General features: G+C 62.2%; 17 protein-coding genes. 9 read left to right on the top strand and 8 right to left on the bottom strand.

Annotated features, from left to right (window positions below; genetic code table 11):
- Positions 1 to 138 precede the first annotated feature (138 nt).
- From BMW66_RS06175 to BMW66_RS06160, 4 genes are all read left to right on the top strand, one after another.
- Complete coding sequence (locus tag BMW66_RS06175) at positions 139 to 1,845, top strand: peptide ABC transporter substrate-binding protein (RefSeq protein WP_093116545.1); 1,707 nt, start codon at positions 139 to 141, stop codon at positions 1,843 to 1,845.
- A gap of 133 nt (positions 1,846 to 1,978) precedes the next feature.
- Positions 1,979 to 2,986: an ABC transporter permease gene (locus BMW66_RS06170; protein WP_093116543.1), complete on the top strand. Its 1,008-nt coding sequence runs from the start codon at positions 1,979 to 1,981 to the stop codon at positions 2,984 to 2,986.
- The gene (locus tag BMW66_RS06165) at positions 2,979 to 3,932 is read left to right on the top strand and encodes an ABC transporter permease (protein ID WP_093116541.1); all 954 of its coding nucleotides are present in this window, start codon (positions 2,979 to 2,981) and stop codon (positions 3,930 to 3,932) included. Before BMW66_RS06170 ends, BMW66_RS06165 begins: the two co-directional genes overlap by 8 nt.
- Before the next feature lie 205 nt (positions 3,933 to 4,137).
- Complete coding sequence (locus BMW66_RS06160) at positions 4,138 to 5,199, top strand: YeeE/YedE family protein (RefSeq protein ID WP_093116539.1); 1,062 nt, start codon at positions 4,138 to 4,140, stop codon at positions 5,197 to 5,199.
- Here the strand turns inward: BMW66_RS06160 and BMW66_RS06155 are convergent.
- From BMW66_RS06155 to BMW66_RS06135, 5 genes are all read right to left on the bottom strand, one after another.
- Complete coding sequence (locus tag BMW66_RS06155) at positions 5,135 to 6,415, bottom strand: DUF3422 family protein (protein ID WP_093116537.1); 1,281 nt, start codon at positions 6,413 to 6,415, stop codon at positions 5,135 to 5,137. The genes BMW66_RS06160 and BMW66_RS06155 overlap by 65 nt on opposite strands.
- 181 nt (positions 6,416 to 6,596) lie before the next feature.
- A complete protein-coding gene (locus BMW66_RS06150) occupies positions 6,597 to 8,039 on the bottom strand; it encodes an NAD(P)(+) transhydrogenase (Re/Si-specific) subunit beta (RefSeq protein WP_093116535.1) in 1,443 nt (480 codons plus the stop codon).
- Positions 8,040 to 8,054: 15 nt separating this feature from the next.
- Positions 8,055 to 9,629 (bottom strand): Re/Si-specific NAD(P)(+) transhydrogenase subunit alpha, encoded by a 1,575-nt coding sequence (locus tag BMW66_RS06145; RefSeq protein WP_093116533.1) that lies wholly within the window; start codon positions 9,627 to 9,629, stop codon positions 8,055 to 8,057.
- Between the two features lie 167 nt (positions 9,630 to 9,796).
- Positions 9,797 to 10,264: a methyltransferase family protein gene (locus BMW66_RS06140; RefSeq protein WP_245729391.1), complete on the bottom strand. Its 468-nt coding sequence runs from the start codon at positions 10,262 to 10,264 to the stop codon at positions 9,797 to 9,799.
- A gap of 127 nt (positions 10,265 to 10,391) precedes the next feature.
- Positions 10,392 to 11,354 carry an MBL fold metallo-hydrolase gene (locus tag BMW66_RS06135; protein ID WP_093116531.1) on the bottom strand — a complete coding sequence of 321 codons (963 nt, stop codon included), beginning with the start codon at positions 11,352 to 11,354 and terminating at the stop codon, positions 10,392 to 10,394.
- A gap of 135 nt (positions 11,355 to 11,489) precedes the next feature.
- Here BMW66_RS06135 and BMW66_RS06130 point away from each other — a divergent pair, with 135 nt between their 5' ends.
- Positions 11,490 to 12,242 carry an SDR family NAD(P)-dependent oxidoreductase gene (locus BMW66_RS06130; RefSeq protein WP_093116529.1) on the top strand — a complete coding sequence of 251 codons (753 nt, stop codon included), beginning with the start codon at positions 11,490 to 11,492 and terminating at the stop codon, positions 12,240 to 12,242.
- A gap of 6 nt (positions 12,243 to 12,248) precedes the next feature.
- Here BMW66_RS06130 and BMW66_RS06125 read toward each other — a convergent pair whose 3' ends face one another.
- Both BMW66_RS06125 and BMW66_RS06120 read right to left on the bottom strand, forming a co-directional pair.
- Complete coding sequence (locus BMW66_RS06125; RefSeq protein WP_093116527.1) at positions 12,249 to 13,028, bottom strand: gamma-glutamyl-gamma-aminobutyrate hydrolase family protein; 780 nt, start codon at positions 13,026 to 13,028, stop codon at positions 12,249 to 12,251.
- Between the two features lie 270 nt (positions 13,029 to 13,298).
- Entirely contained in the window at positions 13,299 to 15,446 is a 2,148-nt protein-coding gene (locus BMW66_RS06120) for a malate synthase G (RefSeq protein WP_093116525.1), read from the bottom strand.
- 220 nt (positions 15,447 to 15,666) lie between these two features.
- Here BMW66_RS06120 and BMW66_RS06115 point away from each other — a divergent pair, with 220 nt between their 5' ends.
- The 3 genes from BMW66_RS06115 to BMW66_RS06105 all read left to right on the top strand — a co-directional run bounded on the left by BMW66_RS06115 (position 15,667) and on the right by BMW66_RS06105 (position 19,959).
- A complete protein-coding gene (locus BMW66_RS06115; RefSeq protein WP_093116523.1) occupies positions 15,667 to 18,123 on the top strand; it encodes a Lon protease family protein in 2,457 nt (818 codons plus the stop codon).
- Position 18,124: 1 nt separating this feature from the next.
- Positions 18,125 to 18,838, top strand: a complete 714-nt coding sequence (locus BMW66_RS06110; protein WP_093116521.1) for a hypothetical protein — start codon at positions 18,125 to 18,127, stop codon at positions 18,836 to 18,838.
- A 245-nt stretch (positions 18,839 to 19,083) separates the two neighbouring features.
- Positions 19,084 to 19,959, top strand: a complete 876-nt coding sequence (locus BMW66_RS06105; RefSeq protein WP_093116519.1) for an MBL fold metallo-hydrolase — start codon at positions 19,084 to 19,086, stop codon at positions 19,957 to 19,959.
- Positions 19,960 to 20,450: 491 nt separating this feature from the next.
- On the opposite strand, the gene BMW66_RS06100 is transcribed toward BMW66_RS06105, so the two are convergent.
- Positions 20,451 to 20,747 carry a nickel-binding protein gene (locus BMW66_RS06100; RefSeq protein WP_093116517.1) on the bottom strand — a complete coding sequence of 99 codons (297 nt, stop codon included), beginning with the start codon at positions 20,745 to 20,747 and terminating at the stop codon, positions 20,451 to 20,453.
- 168 nt (positions 20,748 to 20,915) lie between these two features.
- Between BMW66_RS06100 and BMW66_RS06095 the strand changes: the two genes are divergently transcribed.
- On the top strand, positions 20,916 to 21,923 hold the full coding sequence (locus BMW66_RS06095) for a GlxA family transcriptional regulator (RefSeq protein ID WP_093116515.1): 1,008 nt from the start codon (positions 20,916 to 20,918) through the stop codon (positions 21,921 to 21,923).
- Positions 21,924 to 22,060: the final 137 nt, after the last annotated feature.

Raw genomic sequence — 22,060 nt, 5'->3', positions numbered from 1 at the left:
CAGTCTGCGGGGGAATACATTTGAAGATACCTGGATAAGGTGTTGTTTCAAGTGGAATTTTCAACGTGGAAGTCAATAAAAATCAGCGTCCCCAAAGGCCGCTGTGAAAGCGCGAATGCGCCCAACAAGGAGAGAATCATGAAGCTGAGATCACTGATGCTTGGCGCCGCCGCCAGTTTTGCCGTTGCCCCAGCGGCGATGGCGGAGCGCGGATCGGATGGCCATGTAAACATCATCTACTGGCAAGCCCCGTCGATAATGACCCCGTATCTTTCGGGCGGCACCAAGGATATCGAAGCCGCGTCGCTGGTGATCGAACCGCTTGGCCGCTACGATCAGGACGGCAACCTCGTTCCCTATCTCGCCGAAGAGATCCCGACCGTTGCCAACGGAGGTGTCTCCGAAGACCTGAAGTCGATCACCTGGAAACTTAAAGAAGGTCTGGAGTGGTCCGACGGCAGCCCGGTCACCTCGGCCGATATCAAGTTCACCGCGGAATACTGCATGCACCCCGAAGGCGGCTGTGCGCAGCTTGCGAAGTTCAGCGGGGTGAAAGAGGTCGAAATCGTCGATGACCTAACAGTGACGGTGCATTTCGAGGAACCCAAACCCAACCCTTATGGCCCGTTCATGGGCGGCCAGTCGCCGATCATTCAAAAGGCGCAGTTCGCGGATTGCCTTGGGGCAAAAGCACCCGAATGCACCGAGGCGAACTTCAATCCCGTCGGCACCGGACCCTTCGTTGTGGACGAATTCCGCCCCAACGACGTGATCTCAATGTCGGCCAACCCCAACTACCGCGATCCGGACAAGCCGGCGTTCGCCACGCTGACGCTCAAAGGTGGCGGCGATGCGACGGCGGCAGGCCGGGCGGTCATGGAAACCGGCGAGTTTGACTACGCCTGGAACCTGCAACTTGCGCCTGACGTCATCGAGAACATGGCCGAAGGCGGCAAGGGCAAACCCATCGCAGCCTTTGGCACTTTGGTCGAGCGGCTGGAAATGAACCTGACCGATCCGGATCCATCACTTCCGGCGGATGTGCGTGCGACCCGCAAGGCGCCGCATCCCTTCCTGACCGAATTCAATGTCCGCAAGGCGCTGTCGATGGCGATCGACCGCGAGCTTCTGGTCGAAATCGGCTACGGGCAGGCCGGACGCCCAACCTGTAACCTTGTGCCCGGGCCGGAGGTTTATGCCTCTGACAATACCGAATGCCTTGAGCAGGACATCGAAGGTGCCAAGGCGCTGCTGGAAGAGGCCGGCTGGGTTGACAGCAACGGCGACGGTGTGCGCGACAAGGATGGTGTTGAGCTCGAGATCCTGTATCAGACCTCGACCAATGCCGTGCGCCAGGACTTTCAGGCATTGATCAAGCAGTGGTGGAACGAAATCGGCGTCGAAACCGAATTGCGCAACATCAATGCCTCGGTGTTCTTTGGCGGTGATCCGGGTTCGCCGGATACCTTCCAGAAGTTCTATGCCGACGTGGAAATGTATGCCAACAACTTTGACGGCACCGATCCGCAATCCTATCTTTCGATGTATCGCTGCGGCAATGAACCCAAGCCCGAAAGCCAGTGGCAGGGCGAGAACATCAACCGCTTCTGCGATCCGGAGTATGATGCAATGCTCGATGAGCTAAGCCGGACCTCCGAGCTTGAAAAGCGCTATGAGCTTGCCAAGAAGTTGAACGATATGCTGACCAAGGAAACCTACACTATCGTTCCCCTTGTTGATCGCGGCCGCGTGTCGGCCCATTCCAACTCCCTTGGTGGTGTCGTGTTGAACACTTGGGATAGCGAATTGTGGAATGTCGCGGATTGGTATCGGATCGACAACTGATCGCTGCCGTATAGCAATGATGTAGCCCCGGATCTGCCCCGCGCCCCCTCTGACGAATGGAAACAGAGGGGGGCCTTGCGGCAAGGGTCCGGGGCTCATCGTAGAACAAGAAGCCTGTAAAAAAGGCACGCTCATGCTCACTTTCACCATTCGACGTCTGATCCTCGCGGTCCCGACGCTTCTCTTCATCAGCCTGATAATTTTCCTTCTGCTGGAACTTGCCCCAGGCGATCCGATGGCGCAGGTGCCCCTCACCGTGCCGCCTGATGTCAAAGAGAAGATGCGCCTCGCCCTAGGTCTCGGAGAGCCGTTCCACATCCGGTTCTGGAAATGGATCGTACAGTTCTTCTGGATCGAGCCACAGGTTTTCATTGACCATCTAATTGGCACCAGCCTTTCGGATGGAAAGTTGCGCGTCATAAGCTGGCAAACCCGTTCTCCGGTCATGGATATCGTGGTACAGCGCATGCCCCAGACGCTGTGGGTTGTTGGCATGTCTTATGTGGTCGGGGTGCTCATCGCCCTGCCGATCGGGATCTATTCGGCCTATCGCCAGTATTCAGTCTTCGATCAGGCCGGCACATTCATCACGATGGTCGGCTACTCAATCCCGCCCTTTTTCACCGGGCCGCTGATCATCGTCATCTTTTCGGTGCAGCTTGGCTGGTTTCCGTCGATCTATGATACCACGCACCAGGTTGTGGACTGGGCCACGTTCAAGGTGCAGCTTCAGCAGATGATCATGCCGGTCATGGTTCTGGCGCTGCAAACAACGGCACAGATCGGACGGTTCATGCGGGCCTCGATGCTCGATAACCTCAATCAGGACTACGTTCGCACGGCGCGCGCCAAGGGGCTGTCAGAGGCGGTCGTCGTGATGGTGCATGTGCTGCGAAACTCCATGATCCCTGTGGTCACGGTGATCGCACTTGGTGTGCCAGCCATTTTCGGCGGCGCCATCATCACCGAGCAGGTATTCAAGGTAAACGGGATTGGACAGCTTCTGATCACCGCCATCTATGCCAATGACCTACCCATGGTTCAAACGATCACCTTCATGTTCGCGGTGTTGATCGTGTTCTTCAACCTGATCGCTGACGTGCTCTACGGTATTCTGGACCCGAGGATTCGCTATGACTGAGACAGAGCGCAACCCCGAAAGCACGTTGGCGACGACCGGGGCTTTGCCCGATCCAATCCCGACAACGCCACCGCGCAACAAGTGGCGCGACGTCTGGGATCAGTTCAAGACCCATCGCGGTGCCCTCGTTGGCGGAATCGTGTTCTGCTCGCTGGTCCTTCTGGTGCTCGTCGGGCCCTATTTCTGGCCTTTTGATCCGACCTACATCGATATCCGCGCGCGCAATCAGGGACCGAGTCTTGCCCATCCGTTTGGCACTGATCAGCTTGGCCGCGACACGCTGGCGCGGATGATGGCCGGCGGGCGTGTCTCGGTCGCGGTGGGTATAACGGCGATGCTTCTGGCACTGGGATTGGGCAGTTTTATCGGAGTCATGGCCGGGTACTTCCGCAAACTGGACGGGCCGCTGATGCGCCTGACGGATTTGTTTCTCGCCCTGCCGCTTCTGCCGCTTCTTCTGGTGATGATGCTACTGTTTCGTGACCCTCTCAACTCTCGTTTCGGGCCGGAAACCGGAATTTTCATCCTGATCGTGGTCTCCATCGGTATGACGAGCTGGATGCCCACGGCACGGATCGTGCGCGGTGATGTCCTCGCCATCAAGGAACGGGAGTTCATCCTCGCGGCACGCTCCATCGGAACGTCGAGCACGATGATGATCATGCGGCATATTCTGCCAAACGTCCTGTCGCCGATCATGGTGTCGGCCACCCTCGGGATCGCCAACGCCATCATAACCGAGTCGGCGCTGAGCTTTCTCGGCCTCGGATTTCCGCCGGACTTCCCGACATGGGGGCGCCTGCTTTTCGATGCCACGGACTATCTTCAGCAATACCCGGAGCGGGTAATCTGGCCCGGCATGGCAATCTCTCTGACCGTGCTGAGCGTGAATTACCTTGGTGACGGGCTGCGCGACGCGCTTGATCCGCGCATAAGGGGGCGCTGAGCGAAATAAGAACGCATATCCTGATGTGTGGGGAAAGGCCGGTCTGCAGTGATCGGCCTTTCCGTTCTCAGGAACCGTTCTTCGCCTCGATATGGCAAAGTTGGAAAAATGTCCTGCTGCTGTGAGGATACTCACGGTAGTAGGTCATTGATTGCTGCGTATTTTCAGGCCATTTGGGAAATAATTCCACAATCGGAGATGCGCCATGTTTGAATCCCTCGGTTTCGACACCCTGACCGCCAGCCAAGCGGTGGTTATCCTTGCGTTGGTCGTCGGGGTTCTGTTCGGAGTGCTTGCCGAGCGGAGCAAGTTCTGCTTCCGCCGCGGTCTCGTCGGGGAGTATCGTCGGTCCGCGCTTGGTGTCTGGCTGATGGCACTGGCGGTGGCGGTCGTCGGCACGCAGGCGGCGGTGCATGCCGGGTTGATTACTTTTGGCGATCATCGCTTCATGTCCACCGATTTGCCGCTTCTTGCTCTTGTCATCGGCGGAGGGCTGTTTGGTATCGGCATGGTTCTGACGCGCGGTTGCGCCTCTCGACTGACCGTTCTGATCGGCACTGGAAACCTGCGTGCGCTGATGTCGGTGGTGGTATTCGCCATCGTGGCCCACGCGGCGATGAAGGGGCTTCTGGCGCCGCTACGGGTCGCTGTCACCTCTGTCACGGTTCCGATCGAAAGCGCGGCGCTTCCGGGGCCAGCCGTGGTGTGGGCAATCGTGATTGCGGCCGCGTCTTTGATCTATGCCTTGCGTTCGGGCAGCAGGCCGGGCCATCTTGTTATCGCGGCAATGATCGGGGCGCTTGTGCCGTTGGCGTGGGTCGGCACCGGCTTCATACTCTATGACGATTTTGACCCGATCGCGATGCAGGGACTGAGCTTTACCCTCCCCGCCACCGAAACGCTTTTCTTCGGTATTGCCTCAAGTGCCATTCCGGCAAGTTTCGGCACCGGGCTCATCGCGGGTGTCATCGGTGGCGCGCTGTTGTCCGCGCTTTTGTTCGGCAGCTTTCAATGGCAAAGCTTTGAGACGCCGGGCCAGACGCGCCGCTATCTTCTGGGCGGGGCGCTCATGGGGCTTGGCGGCGTTCTGGCGGGAGGTTGCACAGTGGGTGCAGGACTTTCCGGCGTGCCGACACTGTCGCTTGCAGCGGTCATCGCACTCCTTTCGATGGCAGCGGCGGCACTGTTGACGCAGCGCGTGCTCAATGCAGCCGGGCGCGTATCCGCCGCACCATCCACCAGACAATCCCAACAACCGGCAGAGTAAGAACCGCGGTCAGAGCCCCTTTGGTGATCCCAAGCGGTCCGGTCAACGGATAGGTCGCGTAGGACGCCAGAGACACCGCATAGTAGCTGATCGCCACAACCGAGAGCCCCTCCACCGTCCTTTGAAGGCGCAGGGCCAGATCGGCGCGGCGGTCCATGCTCTCCAGCAAGGCCTGATTCTGGGCAGAGCGGGCCACATCCACCTTTGTGCGCAGAAGGTCTCCGGCACGGATTGCCCGGTCGGAGATCTGGTGCAGGCGACGCTCGGTCGATTTGACCGTGCGCATGGCCGGGTCATAGCGGCGCATCATGAATTCCGAAAAGGTCTGACGCCCCCGGAACCGCTCTTCCCGCAGAACCGCGATCCGTTGCAGCACAATCGCCTCATAGGCAGACGTTGCGCCGAACCGGAAACTCGATTCCGCGAGGATATTTTCTAACTCCACCGAGATGGCGAGCAGGGAATCGAGTGTCTTTTCGGCCGCCTGCCCCTCGCTGCGCATATGCCCCATAAGGCGCGTCAGATCACCCTCCAGCGCGCCCATGCGATCCGACAAGGTGCGGGCGCGATAGAAGCCGAGCATTGACATGGTCTTGTAGATCTCGATCTCGCAGAGCCGCTGGGCAATGCGGCCGATACGGCGTTGACCTGTGCCCTCACGGATGAAGGCGGCCATACGGCTGTGTCCGGCCGCGTCAATGCGGAAATCCGCGGCCACGACCGCGTCGCCATCCAGTACGGACGAGACGGCAAGGCTTTCGGGCACGAACCATTCGGACAAATGGTGGCGCAGATCGTTCTCCTCGGGAAGCGGCTCGAACCGCAGCAAGACAGAGGTGATGCGCTGTCCCGGCGCCTCGCTCAGCCAGTCCTCGGGAAACACCTCGAACTCCGCCGGATCAAAGGCCCGCGTACCCGATCCGTCGGTGAACACAGTGTAGGTGACGAACTCCGTATGCTGTTCCCATTTCAGGAAATGCCGCCCGATCTGCCCCGAGAAATGCGTGGCACCGGGGTGCGGATGCGGTGTGCCGAAGCGATCCAGCAAGGCCTTGAGATGCGCCAGATTGCTTTCCTGCTCCCGTCCGACGGCCTCGGCCGGTTGCTTTATCGCCAGAAAGACCGCACGGCACGGTACGGTGATCGACGGAAACGGGCGCGCGTGCAGCTCATTGGCGAGGCGATAGCGCAGCGGGTGGTCTTCGACTGGTGTCATGCGGGCCTCCTGCAATGTGGGGCACGTTACGCAATCATGACCAAATGTAAAGAAATCATTTATTTCAATGGGTTATCGGGATGCCGTCGCATACAGTCCGACCTGCCTGACGGATACCTCCCGCTCAAACGGAAAAAGGCGCCTCGCAAGGCGCCTTTTTGTATCGCTTCTGTTGCCTCACCTATTCGATGAGCGACAGAAGTTTATCGACCGATTGCTTGGCATCGCCATAGAGCATCCGCGTGTTTTCCTTGAAGAACAGCGGGTTCTCGATGCCGGAGTATCCCGTGCCTTGCCCCCGCTTGGAGACGAAAACCTGCTTGGCCTTCCACACCTCAAGCACAGGCATACCGGCGATAGGGCTGTTGGGATCATCCTGCGCGGCAGGATTCACGATGTCGTTGGAGCCGATAACGATGGCGACATCCGTATCGGGAAAGTCGTCGTTAATCTCGTCCATCTCCATCACGATGTCATAGGGCACCTTCGCCTCTGCCAGCAGCACGTTCATATGCCCCGGCAGGCGGCCCGCGACGGGGTGAATCGCAAAGCGCACAGTCTTGCCCTTGGCGCGCAGACGCTTGATCAGCTCTGAAACCGATTGCTGCGCCTGTGCCACCGCCATGCCGTAGCCGGGAACGATGATTATGCTGTCGGCCTCTTCCAGCGCCTGAGCGACGCCATCGACGTCGATGGCCACCATGTCCCCTTCGACCTCCATCGCGGGCCCGGTGGTGCCACCGAAACCGCCAAGGATGACGCTCACAAAGTGCCGGTTCATGGCCTTGCACATGATATAGCTGAGAATAGCACCCGAAGAGCCCACGAGCGCGCCGGTCACGATCAACAGATCATTGCCCAGCGTGAAGCCGATGGCCGCCGCCGCCCAGCCCGAGTAGCTGTTGAGCATCGACACCACCACCGGCATGTCGGCACCGCCAATACCCATGATCAGATGATACCCGATGAAGAAGGCCAGTATCATGATACCCAGCAGCGGCCACATACCGCCGCCCGACAGATACACGACTGCCAACACGAGGCTGAGCACAGCCGCCGAAGCGTTCAACATATGACCGCCGGGCAGCTTCTTTGGCTTGCCGTCCACCTTTCCCGCGAGCTTGCCGAAGGCAATAATTGACCCGGTGAAGGTCACCGCGCCGATAAAGACGCCCAGAACCACCTCGATCTGAAGGAACATCAGTTCGTCCGGGGCCTTTTTCGCCACCAACGCGGCAAAGGCGGAAAACCCTTCCGTCGCACCGCCAGCGGCCTTGACCGCCATGACGCGGGCACGTTCCATCTCGGCGCTCAGGCCGACGAACACAGCCGCGAGGCCGACGAAACTGTGAAGCGCCGCCACCAGTTGCGGCATTTCCGTCATCCCGACGCGCTTGGCCACCTCATAGCCGATATAGGCGCCGATGATGACCATCGGAATCATGATTCCGAAATTGCCGATTCCGGGGCCAAAGGTGGTGAAGATCACCGCCACGGCCATACCGACAATGCCATACCAAACCGCGCGCTTGGCTTTCTCCTGATTGCTCAGCCCCCCCAGAGAGAGGATGAACAGAACGCTGGCCGAAATCGCGGCCGCTGCAACAAAACCTTGTCCGAGCATCTGTCAGCCCCCCACTCAGGATTTCTGGAACATGGCAAGCATGCGGCGGGTGACAAGGAAGCCACCCACGATGTTGATCGTCGAGATCAACACCGATACCGCCGCGAGCACCACGACGATCCAGTTGCCCGAGCCAATCTGGAGGATCGCCCCCAGCACGATGATGCCGGAAATGGCGTTGGTCACCGCCATCAGCGGCGTATGCAAGCTGTGCGATACGCCCCAAATGACCTGGAAGCCCACGAAACAGGCCAATACGAAGACGATAAAATGCTGCATGAAACTGGCCGGCGCAACCTGGCCCAGCAGCAGCATCACCGCGCCACCGACAACAAGCATCGTGACCTGGCTTTTCGTCTGTGCCCGGAATGCCCCCAGTTCCTGCGCCTTCTTCTCTTCCGGGGTCAGTTCTTTCGCCGCTTCCTTCTTGGGCTGTGCGGCGATGGCCTGTACCTTGGGTGGCGGTGGGGGGTAGGTGATCTCGCCCTTGTGGGTGACGGTGGCGCCGCGGATCACGTCGTCTTCCATGTTGTGAACCGGCTTGCCGTCCTTTTCGGGCGTCAGGTCGGTCATCATGTGGCGGATATTGGTCGCGTAGAGCGTGGACGCCTGCGAGGCCATGCGGCTTGGGAAATCGGTGTAGCCGATAATGGTCACGCCGTTGTCTGTGACGACGCGCTCATCGGCCACGGTCAGCTTGCAGTTGCCGCCCTTCTCCGCCGCCAGATCCACGATCACCGAGCCGCGTTTCATGGACTTCACCATGTCCTCGGTCCAGAGCTCCGGCGCCTCGCGGTTGGGGATCAGCGCGGTGGTGATCACGATGTCCATCTCCGGGGCCAGTTCGCGGAACTTGGCAAGCTGCGCCTCGCGGAATTCGGGGCTCGACGGTTTGGCATAGCCGCCGGAGGCGGAGCCGTCGTCCAGTTCTCCCTCAAAATCGAGATAGACGAATTCGGCGCCCATCGATTCGACCTGTTCGGCCACTTCGGGGCGCACGTCAAAGGCATAGGTGACGGCCCCGAGCGATGTCGCGGTGCCGATCGCGGCCAACCCGGCCACGCCCGCGCCCACGACCAGAACCTTTGCCGGGGGCACCTTGCCCGCCGCGGTGATCTGTCCGGTGAAGAAACGGTCGAAATTGTTGCCCGCCTCGATCACCGCGCGATAGCCGGCGATATTGGCCATGGAACTGAGCGCGTCCATCTTCTGCGCACGGCTGATACGCGGCACCATTTCCATCGCGATGACGGTCGCGCCCTTCGAGCGGGCCAGTTCCAGCCCCTCTTCGTTTCCGCCGGGATTGAAGAAGGAAATCAGGGTCTTGCTCTTCGTGAGGCGCTTGAGTTCCGTTTCGGTGGGAATACGGACCTTGGCGATGATGTCCGCCGCCTTCCAGAGCTGCGCGGCGGTCTTTATGATCTCGACACCGGCCTTTTCATAGGCGGCGTCGGTAAAGCCCGCTTGCAGCCCCGCGCCGGTCTCTATCGCGCAGTCATAGCCGAGCTTTTGAAGCTGCTGGGCGCTTTCAGGGGTCATTGCGACCCTGTTTTCGCCGTTGAGCACCTCTTTGGGTGTACCGATCTTCACGTTTCCTATCCCCCTTGTCTTCAGGACTCTCTGTGCCCCGCACGGCGCATGCCGGTGCCGGACTGTTTATCTTGCCCCCCCATGCTGCACAAGCGAAGGTCGTCGTCACAAACCCGAACGTCGCCGTGTTACCACACCCGAAGGGCTTTTCGGCCCGCATCCCTGTTTCACAGCCAGCGGCGTGTCTTTTCGCAGTAGCGCGCGAAATCGGCGCGGAACTTGCGGCGCAGCCGGTTTTCCTCCGGTATCACGAAACGCCGCTCGATCACCCATAGAAAAATCGGCACCAGCGGAAGGGACAGCACCGCGTCCCACGTCAGGATCAGCCCGAGCAACACCAGCATATCGCCAAGGTAGATCGGGTTGCGGGAGCGGCTGAAGATGCCGGAGGTCACAAGATGATCTGCGTCGCGGTGCGGAACGACGGTGGTCCGCTGGCGCCGCATTTCATAAACGGCCAACAGCATCAGAACGATCCCGCCGCCGGCGAGAAGACCACCTGCAAGATCGGCCCAGCCGCCCCCGAAGCTCAGGCCAAGGGGGAAATGTTCGGCCTGAACCCAGGCCAGCACCAATGCGGCGAGAAGCCAGACAGGCGGTATGTCGATCCAGCGCGTCACCTTGATGTTGTCCACCCTTCGGTTGCAGTCGTTCTCGCGTGGTCATAGCCCGTCAGGCTTGGACTGAATAGCAGCCTGGCGCTCTACCGGCAAAAAAATCCGAATATTTGCGCAGGGCAGCCCTTGATTGATCTGGCGGGGCTCATTCCCATTCCATTTCCTCGAACACGCGGCCGGCGTTTTTCGTGGCCAGTTCCTCGAAGGTGTCGAGGTTTTTCCACCGCTCCTGATCGACGTAATAGGAGGAGGCGAGATCCCCGCCCGCGTCGATGTGCGCGCCGATTTTCTCTCGCAGATCAACGAGATAGTCGCGCGTGTAGCGCCGTACCTGCGCGAGATTGGTGGGGTGCCCGTGGCCGGGAATCACATAGGTCGGGTTGATCGGTTCGAGCTTTTCCTCCCATGTCTCGATCCAGCAGCGCGTGCAGATCCCCGCGAAGATCGGCAGCATCCGTTCGTGAAAGGCGATGTCGCCGGCGATCATGATATCCCACTGCGGAATCCAGACCTGAGTGTCACCCGGATCATGCGCGGGGCCGAGATGCAGAACCTCGATCTTCACGCCGCCCAGTTCGATCTCGTAGGTGTCCTCGAAGCTGAGGTTGGGCGTGACGATACGGGTGCCTTCGGCCTTGTCGCGGTTGTAGCCCTGCATTCCCTGAAGGATGAAATCGGCCTCCGAGGTGAACGCCTCGATCGCATCGACATGGGCGAGGATGTCCACCCCCTGATCGACCCAGTAGGAATTGCCGAGCATGGCATGGCCCTGCCCGTTCTCGTTGATGACAAGCACCACCGGCTGATCGGTGACGACCTTGATCTCGTCATGCAGGGCCTTCGCCAGCCGCGCCGAGGCGCCACCGTTGACAACCACCACACCCTCATCGGTGACGATGAAGCTCAAGTTGTTGTTATGGCCGGAGTTTTCATAGGTCGGCGGGGCGGTGGCCCCGATGGCGGAGAAAACATGCGGGATCACTTCCACAGGCTTGGAGTAAAGCTCCGACTGCGGATACTGATCGGCAATATCTTCGCTGGCCATGGCCGCCGTGGCCGCGAGCAGCAGCGCCGCGCCCGCTGTCCAGTTCCTCAATATCGTGATCATCTGTCCCCCCTCCGATGCATGGTCGATCAAAACTTAACGACAAATTCACATGTATGAATTTTTTGTCAAGTGACGGAACGCTCGGGTTGTCAGCCAAGAGAGGAAAGATAAGCTGTCCCAAACAGGGAGGACACCATGACTTTAAAGGGAAAACACGCGCTGATCACCGGCGGCGGCACGGGCATCGGGCTCGCGATCGCGCGGGCGCTGGCCGAACAGGGCGCACAGGTGACGATAACCGGGCGCCGTGAAGAGGTGCTTAACGCCGCGGCGGGGAACGGGATTCACGCCCAGCCGATGGATGTGGCCGAGGAGGATTCGGTCGCCGGGGGCGTTGCGGCGGCGGTGGCCGCACGCGGGCCGGTGCAGATCTGCGTGGCCAATGCCGGGATCGCCGAAGGCCGCGCCCTGCACAAGATGGATATGGCCTTCTGGCGCAGGATGATGGCGATCAACCTCGATGGCGCGTTCCTGACGATGCGCGAATGCCTGTCCTCGATGCACACAACCGATTGGGGGCGTGTCATCGCCGTGTCGTCGATGGCGGGCGTCAAGGGCCTCAAGGGCGCGCCGGCCTATACCGCGTCGAAACACGCGATGGTCGGGCTGATCCGGGCACTGGCGGCGGATTACCTTGGTAAACCCTTTACGTTCAACGCGCTTTGCCCGGCGTATGTGGATACCGATATCGTGCCGAGCAACGTCGAGAAGATCATGTCCCGCACCGGCATGAGTGAGGAGAAGGCGCGGCAGGTGATGGTCGGCGCCAACCCGCACGGGCGTCTCATCACCCCCGAGGAGGTGGCGGAAGCGGCGCTTTGGCTGTGCGGGCCGCATTCGGGCAGCGTGAACGGTCAGGCGATCCAGATCGCGGGCGGCGAGATCTGAGGCGCGTCAGGCGGTCTTGAGAACGGGCGTGGCGCGGCGGGACAAGGCCCAGGCGCGCACCGCGTCGCCAAAGGCGGTGAACAGCGGGCGCGAGACCGGATCGTTGGCCGCGTCCCATTCGGGATGCCATTGCACCGACAGGGTAAACCCCGGCGCGCCGTCGATATAAAGCGCCTCGGGCGTGCCGTCGGGAGCGGTCCCGTCAATCACCACACGCGCGGCGGGGGACTTGATCCCCTGACCGTGAAGCGTGTTGGTCATCACCTGTCGCGACCCCAGAAGCCGATGGAATACGCCACCTTCGGTGAAGCTCACGCAATGGCGCAGGGCGAACTTCTCTTCCAGCGTGCCATCGGGGGGCATCCGGTGGTTGTCGCGGCCCGGCAGATCGCGGATTTCGGGGTAGAGCGTGCCGCCCAGAGCAACATTAACCTCTTGGAAACCGCGGCAGATTCCAAAGAACGGTTGTCCGCTCTCAACGCAGGCGCGCACCAGCGGCAGGGCGATGGCGTCACGCGCGCGGTCAAAGGCGCCATGCGCCGCTGTCGGGGACTCGCCATATTCCTCGGGGTGGACGTTGGGCCGTCCGCCGGTGAGCAGGAAGCCGTCGCAGCATTCCATCAATTCGGCCACGGAAACAAAGCGCGGATCGGCCGGAATCAATAGCGGGATGCAGTCGGCGACGGTGGCCACGGCCTCGGAGTTCATCGCGCCGCCGGCATGGGCGGGATACTGGTCGTTGATCAGATGCTGATTGCCGATGATACCGACGACGGGCCGCGCCATGGATGTCTCCTGCTGTTGTTCACCCACAAGATAAGCGGATGGAGGGGGTTGAGAAAGGGCAGATCGGCCCAAAGCGGCGAATCAGGAGTTAACGGGCTGAAATCAAAGAAAAACCGCTTTTCGGCAAAACGTCGGTATAACGTCGGTATTGCGTCGGTGTCGATGTCGGCACGGCGCGGTTTCGGTGCATGTTTAATGGCGCGTGCGTTGCGTTTCGGCGGCGAAGGCCGGGCGTTGCCCGCCCGGCCCGTGGCTCGCATGGCCGACCGATCAGCCGCGCAGGGTCGCCTTCAACTCCTTGCGCCGGGCATGCAGCACCGGCTCGGTGTAGCCGGAGGGCTGCACCCGGCCCTTGAACACCAGATCGCAGGCCGCCTGAAAGGCGATGCCGTCATATCCCGGCGCCATCGGGCGATAGGCCGGATCGTCCGCGTTCTGGTCGTCCACCACGGCGGCCATCTTGCGCAGGGCGGCCATCACTTCCTGCGCGTTGACCACGTCGTGATGCAGCCAGTTGGCGATATGCTGCGCCGAGATGCGGCAGGTGGCGCGATCTTCCATCAGGCCGACATCGTTGAGATCGGGCACCTTGGAGCAGCCCACCCCCTGATCGATCCAGCGCACCACATAGCCGAGAATGCCCTGCGCGTTGTTCTCCACCTCGCGCCGGATCATGTCATCGGACCACTTGCGATATTCGGCCAGCGGAATATCGAGCAGCGTGTCCACGTAGGCGCGCCGCCCCCCGGCCTTGAGCCTGTCCTGCACCGCCTTCACGTCGACCTTGTGGTAATGCAGCGCGTGCAGCGTGGCGGCTGTGGGCGACGGCACCCATGCGCAGTTGGCGCCCGCCTTAGGGTGTTCGATCTTCGCTTCCAGCATCGCGGCCATGAGGTCGGGCATGGCCCACATGCCCTTGCCGATCTGCGCGCGGCCCTGAAGCCCGCATTCCAGCCCGATATCGACGTTCTGGTTTTCATAGGCGGTGATCCACGCCTTGCGCTTGATGAATTCCTTGCGGCTGAAGGGCCCGGCCTCCATCGAGGTGTGGATCTCGTCGCCCGTCCGGTCGAGAAAGCCGGTGTTGATGAAGGCCACGCGGTGTTTCGCGGCGCGGATACATTCCTTGAGGTTGATGGAGGTGCGGCGCTCCTCGTCCATCACGCCGATCTTCACGGTGTGGCGCGGCAGGCCGAGGATGTCCTCGACCATCGCGAAAATCTCGTCGGAAAAGGCAACCTCGTCGGGGCCGTGCATCTTGGGCTTCACGATATAGACGGACCCCTTGACCGAATTGCCGCCCTCGCGGTTCAGATCGTGCATGGCGATCATCACCGTGGTCAGCGCGTCCAGAAGCCCCTCGAATATCTCTTCGCCATCGCGGGTGAGCGCCGTTGGGTTGGTCATCAGGTGGCCGACATTGCGCACCCACATCAGCGCGCGCGCCTTGAGGGTGAGCGGGCCGCCATCCGGCGCGGTGTAGGTCCGATCCGCGTTCAGGCGGCGGGTGAGCGTCTTGCCGCCCTTGTCCACCTTGGCGGTCAGCTCGCCCTTCATCAGGCCGAGCCAGTTGGCATAGGCCTCCACCTTGTCCTCGGCATCGACGCAGGCGACCGAATCCTCGCAATCCATGATCGCGGACATGGCGCTTTCGATCACGACATCGGCCAGAAGCGCCTGATCGCGCGCGCCGATGAAATGCGCCCTGTCGAAGACCAGTTCCACATGCAGCCCGTTGTTGCGCAGCAGAACCGCGTCGGGCGCCTTGGGGTTGCCCTTGTAGCCAACGAATTTTTCCGGCTGCATCAACGGGCAGTCGTCGATCAGAAGCGCGCCGTCGCGCACATGGTAGCGCCGCACGTCGGCGTGGCTTTTGCCCTCGATGGGGAAGGCTTCGTCGAGAAACACCCGCGCGCGCGCCACAACGCGGGCGCCGCGTCCCTTGTCATAGCCGCCCGCCGGCGCGGGGCTTCCCATCGCGTCGGTGCCGTAAAGGCAATCGTAGAGAGAGCCCCAACGCGCGTTGGCGGCGTTGAGCGCATAACGCGCGTTGGTGATCGGCACGACAAGCTGCGGGCCCGGCACCTCGGCGATCTCGGGGTCCACGTTATCGGTCTCGATCTCGAAATCGGGACCCTCGGCGCGCAGATAGCCGATGTCGGCCAGAAACGCCTTGTAGGCCTCGTGATCATGCGGCTGGCCGCGTCGGGCGACATGCCATGCGTCGATCTGCTGCTGCATGTCCTCGCGCACGTCGAGAAGCGCGTGATTCTTCGGCCCCATCTCATGCGCAAGGCGGCTCAGCCCCGACCAGAAGGTGTCCGGTCCAACGCCGGTGCCCGGAAGCGCCCGTTTCTCGATGAACTCCACGTATTCGGGCGAGACTTGCAGCCCGCTCTTCTCGATCCGGTCAGTCACGTCTCCATCTCCCCTTCGTGTCGGTGCGCATCTGCATGCCGCGAATTAGAACAGAAGTTTCCGATCGGCAACAAGGGGCATTGTCCAACGAGTCGCGGAAGGGCGGTCTGTTGCCGGACCCCTGCCCCCGCAGCGGAGGGTGTGCGATTGACGCAGATCATGGTCTCGCGCAGGCTGTGCCGACAAGGTCGCAAACGCGAGGTTGACGGAGGGGCGAACGATGGCAGACGAAAACGGCTTTGACGATCTGATCGTGCCGGTCGAGCAGATCCGGCACTGCTGCGCGCCCGGAACGCTCGACTTCGAAACGACGAAGGATCTTGAGCCGCTGGAGGGTCTGATCGGTCAGGATCGGGCAATGGATGCGATCGGGCTGGCCGCCGGGATGCGGCATCACGATTTCAACCTCTTCGTGCTTGGACCCTCGGGCACGGGGCGCCATGACGCGGTGCGCGGGTTTCTTCAGGATCATTCGCGCGGACGCTCCGCGCCGAACGACTGGGCCTATGTCAACAATTTCGACGCGCCGCACCGGCCCGTCGCACTTCGGCTGCCGCCGGGGCGGGCGCAGGCGTTGCGCCGCGAGATGGAAGATCTCGTGGACGATCTGGCCATCGACATCCCGGCGCTGTTCGAATCCGACGAATACCAGACCACGCGCCGCACGCTGGAACAGGAATACGGTTCGCGTCAGGAAAGCGCGATGGCCGATTTCGCCGATAAGGCGAAAGCGGAGGGTATCGCGCTCATGCGCACGCCGATGGGGTTCATGCTGACCGCGATCCGTGACGGCAAGGTGCTCAAGGCCGAGGAATTCAACAAGCTGCCCGAGGACGAGCAGAAGGCCATACAGGACAAGATCGACAGTCTTCAGGAGGAACTGACCGAGGTGCTTCAGGCCGCGCCCAAGATCGAACGGGAGCGGCGCCGCAAGGTCGATGAACTCAACTCCGAAATGACAGGACAGGTGGTTTCAGCGCGGGTCGATGAGGTGCTGCACGCCTTTGACGACCTGCCCGATGTACAGGAGTACCTGCGCGCCGTGCGCAAGGACATGACCGCCAACGCCGAACTGTTCCTGACTTCGGAGCAGCAGGGCGAGGACGGCGCGCCCTTCGTGCATGACAACGTGGGCAAGGCGCACCGCGATCCGCGCCTGTTTCGCTATTCAGTCAATGTCATGGTTTCGCATGGCGCGGAATCGAAGGCGGGGGCCCCGCTGGAGACCGAGACCCTTCCGACGTTGGACCGGGTGACGGGCCGGATCGAGCATGTCTCGCACATGGGCGCGCTGATGACGAATTTCACCATGATCAAACCCGGCGCGCTGCACCGGGCCAACGGTGGCTATCTGGTGCTCGATGCGCGGCGTATCCTGTCCGAGCCGATGGCCTGGCCCGCGCTCAAGCAATGCCTGCAAAGCCGGTCGATCACCATCACGTCGATGGCCGAACGGGTCGGCATGATGTCCACCACCTCGCTGGAGCCGGACCCCATACCGCTCGATCTGCGGGTGGTGCTGATCGGGGATCGGCTGCTTTATTCGCTTCTGGTGAACTACGACCCCGATTTCCTCGAGCTTTTCAAGCTGGAGGCGGATTTCGAGGAAACCATCGACCGCAGCCCGGAGTCGCAGGCGCTCTATGCCCGGCTGATCGGCACGCGGGCCCGGCGCGACGGGCTGCGCCCGATCGCCGCCGACGGCGTGGCGCGGCTGATCGACGAATCGCTGCGGCTGGCCGACGACAGCACCAAGCTGAGCCTGCATCTGGGCAAGATGGGCGATCTGCTACGGGAGGCCGACCACTACGCCGGCGAGGATGGCCGGGATACCGTGGGCGCAGACGATGTCGCGCACGCCGTGAGCCAGCGCGAGCGTCGCGCCTCGCGGGTCAAGGACCGGATGCGCGAAGCGGTGGCGCGGCGCACCCTTCTGATCGAGACCGAGGGCGGCGCCGTGGGGCAGGTCAACGGGCTGTCGGTCGTCGGCTTCGGCGGGTTTCGCTTCGGGCAGCCGTCACGGATCACCGCGCGCACCCGGATGGGGGCGGGCAAGCTCATCGACATCGAGCGCGAGGTGGAGCTTGGCGGGCCGCTGCATTCCAAGGGGGTGCTGATCCTCGGCGGCTATCTGAGCGCGACCTACGCGCTCGATGTGCCGTTCTCACTGCATGCCAGCCTCGTGTTCGAACAGACCTATGGCGGGGTGGATGGCGACAGCGCCTCGGCGGCGGAGCTTTTCGCGCTTCTGTCGGCGCTGTCCGAGCTGCCGGTGGGGCAGAACTTCGCGGTCACGGGATCGGTGGATCAGACCGGAAAGGTGCAGGCCATCGGCGGGGTCAACGAAAAGATCGAAGGCTTCTTCGAGACCTGCCAGGAGCGGGGGCTGACGGGCGATCAGGGGGTGATCATTCCTAGATCGAACGTGGAGCATCTCATGCTGCGCGCGGAGGTGGCCGAGGCGGTGGAGGCGGGCAACTTCCGCATCTTCGCGATCGAGACCATCGACGAGGGAATCGCGATCCTGACCGGGCGAAAGGCCGGGAGGCGCGGGGCGGATGGCGCCTATGAGGCCGAGAGCGTGAACGCGCTCGTGGAGGCGCAACTCGTTGAATTCGCGCATCAACGTCAGAATTTCGCCCAAACGCTGAAGGCGCAGGAAAAGGGGGAGGCGTGATATGGAAGAGACGCACATCCGTATCCTTGTCGGCGCGGGCAGCTATGCCGATGCGCGCGCGGCGCTGATGATCGCGGAGCGGCTCGCGGAGATGGTGCGGGCCGATCTTGGCGGACTTTTGCTGGAGGAAAGCGGCGTCTTCGAAGGCGCGATCTCGCAAGCGCAGCGGGTTGTGACGTTGCGCGGCGCACAGCGTCTGGTGCCGCCGCCTCAGGAACGCGCGCGGCTGTGGGAACAGGAGGCGATCGCCTTTCGTAACCTGCTGACGGATATGGCGAAAAGGCGCGCCGCAAGCTGGAGCTTCGAGCGGAGAGAGGGAGAGACGGTGGGCGCGCTTTGTCTTGCCGCGCGGGAGTGGGACTGGCTTTTGATCGGGCATCGCAAACTGGGGCGCCACGCCGGCGAGGTGGTGGCCGTGCTGCCCGGGGACGGCGCGCAGGACGGGGCCGGGCAACTGGCCGAGACGCTGGCGCGCGCGCTTGGCACATCGGTGCGCACGGTGGCGGGGGATGCTTCGCAAGTCATTGAAAAAATTGGGCGCCTTTCGGTTTGCGCGGTGGTGACGGACGCCGGGAACGGCCCCTTTCGGGAGGCCGAGCAGATCCGGCAGCTGGTCGATGCGGCGCGCGCGCCGGTGCTTGTGATGGGGGCCTCCGCGCTGTGCCGGACGCTGGAGCACAGCACGCAGATCCCCCCTGCCCCGGAGCCGGACTAAGGCTGTCTGCATCGCGTCGGTAAAACGTCGATATTGTATCGGTGCCAGATACCGGCACGCGGTTCGGATGGTGCGGGAGAAAGGGCCCGTGTGACGGTCGGACCGGAGAACAAATTTCTTTATTTGAATATGTTCGCAGAACCCCTACATGGAGGGGCAACCGCACCGGAGGCAATCCGCACCGGCGCAGATCTACAGACGCACGGGGCCCCTGCCCCGGCACGCATGAGGCAAAGGAGTTTGAAATGGCACAGAGCCCCGTGGTCAAGACATTCTGGGACGAGCCGACCGGAAGCTGGCAATATGTGTTCCACGACCCCGACACGATGACGGGCGCGATCGTCGATCCGGTGATGGATTTCGACCCGCTGTCCGGCGCGACCCGGATGGAAAATGCGCAGGCGATCCTCGATTATGTACGCGACGCCGGGATCGCGGTGGAATGGATTCTCGACACCCATCCGCATGCCGACCACTTTTCCGCCGCGCCCTGGCTGGCCGAAAAGCTGAACACGCCCACGGCCATCGGGGAGCATGTGGTCAAGGTTCAGAAGCTCTGGAAGGAGATCTACAACCTGCCCGACGATTTCCCCACCGATGGCCGCCAGTGGGACCGCCTGTTCAAGGATGGCGAGGAATTCACGGTGGGCGAGGTGCCGGTGAAGGTGATCTTCTCGCCCGGTCACACGATGGCCTCCATCACCTATGTGGCGGGCGACGCGGCCTTCGTGCATGACACGCTGATGATGCCCGACAGCGGGTCGAGCCGCGCCGATTTCCCCGGCGGCAGTTCGAAAGAGCTCTACGAGAGCATCCAGAAGATCCTCTCCCTGCCCGATGCAACGCGGATCTTCGTCGGCCATGACTATGCCCCCGAGGGGCGCGAGGCGCAGTGCGAGGCGACGGTGGCCGAGCACAAGGCGGCCAACATCCATTTCCGCGACGCACCGTCAGAGGCGGACTACCGCGAGGTGCGCGACGCGCGCGATGCCACCCTGCCCCTGCCCAAGTTGATGCTGGCGGCGTTGCAGGTGAACATTCGCGGCGGGCGCCTGCCGGAGCCCGAGGGCAACGGGCGCAGCTTCCTCAAGCTGCCGCTCAACTACTTCGAGCCGCGGTAAGGCGACTGGCGGGGCGTCGGTGAGGCGCCGTGCGGCGCCCGTCCGCGGGTGGGCGCCGAAACGTCCCCGGATGGCAGTTTATGCCCGCCCAATACCCCCTGTTGTCAAAGGCTTGATACGTCGCAAGTGCGCCCGCCCGATGGGGCGGACGGGCGCTGCGCGGCGGCGCGTTCCGCGCCTTGATCCCGCGCACGGGGCAAGGCGGCCATGACAAATCGACCCAGAAGCGAACCGGCACCCGCCCCTCAATCGTGAATTTCTGTCCATTCCGGACAGCGGCGCGGAGCCGTCTTCTTCAGATTGCTGTTTGTCCCGCCGGAGTTTCAGGATTTTTCACATCCGCGCCTGCCGCTGCGCCGGGGGGAAGGCCGGCCGCGCACCCGTCCCTCGTTGGTCGATGCCTGCCCCGGAACGGCAAGGCACCGGAGCGATGCGGTACGCAAAGGGTGGCGAGGCAAGACACCGCCCTGCCTCCGCCACCCGAAGATTTGTCAGGACGTCGGGGCCGGTTCCGGATCGGGCCGCTGAACCGTCAAGCCGCGCACGATCTGGAAATCCTCGCTCGGAGCCCCGATGCGGCGCCCATGCTCGCGGATTGCGTCCGGATCGCTGGCCTCGTAGATGCAAACTGATCCGATGCGGCCATCTTCTTCGTTGACGGCATAGCTGCGAATCCAGCGAAGTCGGTCCTTCATGTCTTCGCCGACCCGGATCGATTCCTCGCCGGTGGCCTGAAGCTCCGCATCGCTCGCCCAGATGCCATGTCTGCGGATGATGTAAAGATCCATTGTCGCCTCCTTTCAATCCTCTCTTCTGACGCCAGAATAGGCGTTCGATACGCATGAGATAAGCGGCTGCCAGTGCCAAATGGGGGAGGTGAAAGCGCCATACAGGCGCTTGCGACTGGATTCGGTGACGGGATTTGGCCAAGATCGGTCCAAGTGGCGAGCGAAAGCATGGAACGGAGTAGTGACAAGCTGGACATCGTGGTCGTGTTGGTCAACGAGGGCCACGCTTCTACGGCAATCGGTCCGATCGAAGTCTTCGCATCGGCTGGCGGCATGTGGAACGAGATGCGGGGTGTGGACCCTCAGCCGCGGTTCCGCGTCTCCATGGCCTCGATAGACGGCGATCCGATCGAGACAGCTCATGGCCTGCGGATAGCACCGGATCGCGCCATTGCGGATGTCGGCCATGCTGATCTCGTGCTGGTTTCGGCGTCCGGGCCCCTGCCGTCAGAATGGATGTCGCGTCATGCGGCGCTATTGCCATGGCTTTCTCAACGCTACGCGAATGGCTCGATGCTCGCCGGCGTCTGCTCAGGCGTGGCGTTCCTGGCCGAAGCCGGGCTGCTCGACGGGCGGCGTGCCACCACCTACTGGGGTGTGGCAGAGACATTCCGGCAACGCTATCCAAAGGTGGACTGGCGCACGGATCTGCTCATCACGGAGGATGCGGGGTTGTTCTGCGGCGGAGGTGTGAACGCGGCCACCGATCTCAGCCTCTACCTTGTCGAACGCCTATGCGGTCACAGGGTGGCCGTTGAATGCTCCAAGGCACTCCTGCTTGACATGCCGCGTCTCAACCAGTCGGGCTACGCGTTCCTGCCAGTGGCGCGGCCGCACGATGATGCGAAGGTGCGGCAAGTGGAGAACCAAATCAGCAAGACCTTCGATCGCGACGTGACCCTTGAAGAACTTGCCGAGGCCGTGAACATGAGTCGCCGAAATCTCATGCGACGTTTCAATGAAGCCACGGGCCATCAGCCGGGAGCGTATCTCCAGATGGTCCGCATCGCCGCCGCCCGGACCATGCTTGAAGATGGGGCGCCATCAATCAAGCAGGTTGGCCGGGCGGTCGGCTATGGCGACGTGGTCTCGTTCCGGCGCGTCTTCAAGCGTCACAGCGGCATGACACCGTCCGCCTACCGTGACCGATTCCGCCTGCGACAGTCCGGGACGTGAAACCGGTGAGCCAATCCCCGGAATGAAAGCTGAATGCCCAGAAGGGCTGGTGCCTTCCTCATCATACGTCGCACAGGGCAGTTGACTGGCGAGCGGCCCTGCGCGTCAGATTGCTGTTTGTCCCGCCGGAGTTTCGG

The sequence above is a fragment of the Salinihabitans flavidus genome, assembly GCF_900110425.1.
In the GTDB taxonomy this organism is placed as follows: domain Bacteria; phylum Pseudomonadota; class Alphaproteobacteria; order Rhodobacterales; family Rhodobacteraceae; genus Salinihabitans; species Salinihabitans flavidus.
Note: the sequence above shows the minus strand (reverse complement) of the source record. Positions and strands in the feature narration are given on the sequence as shown.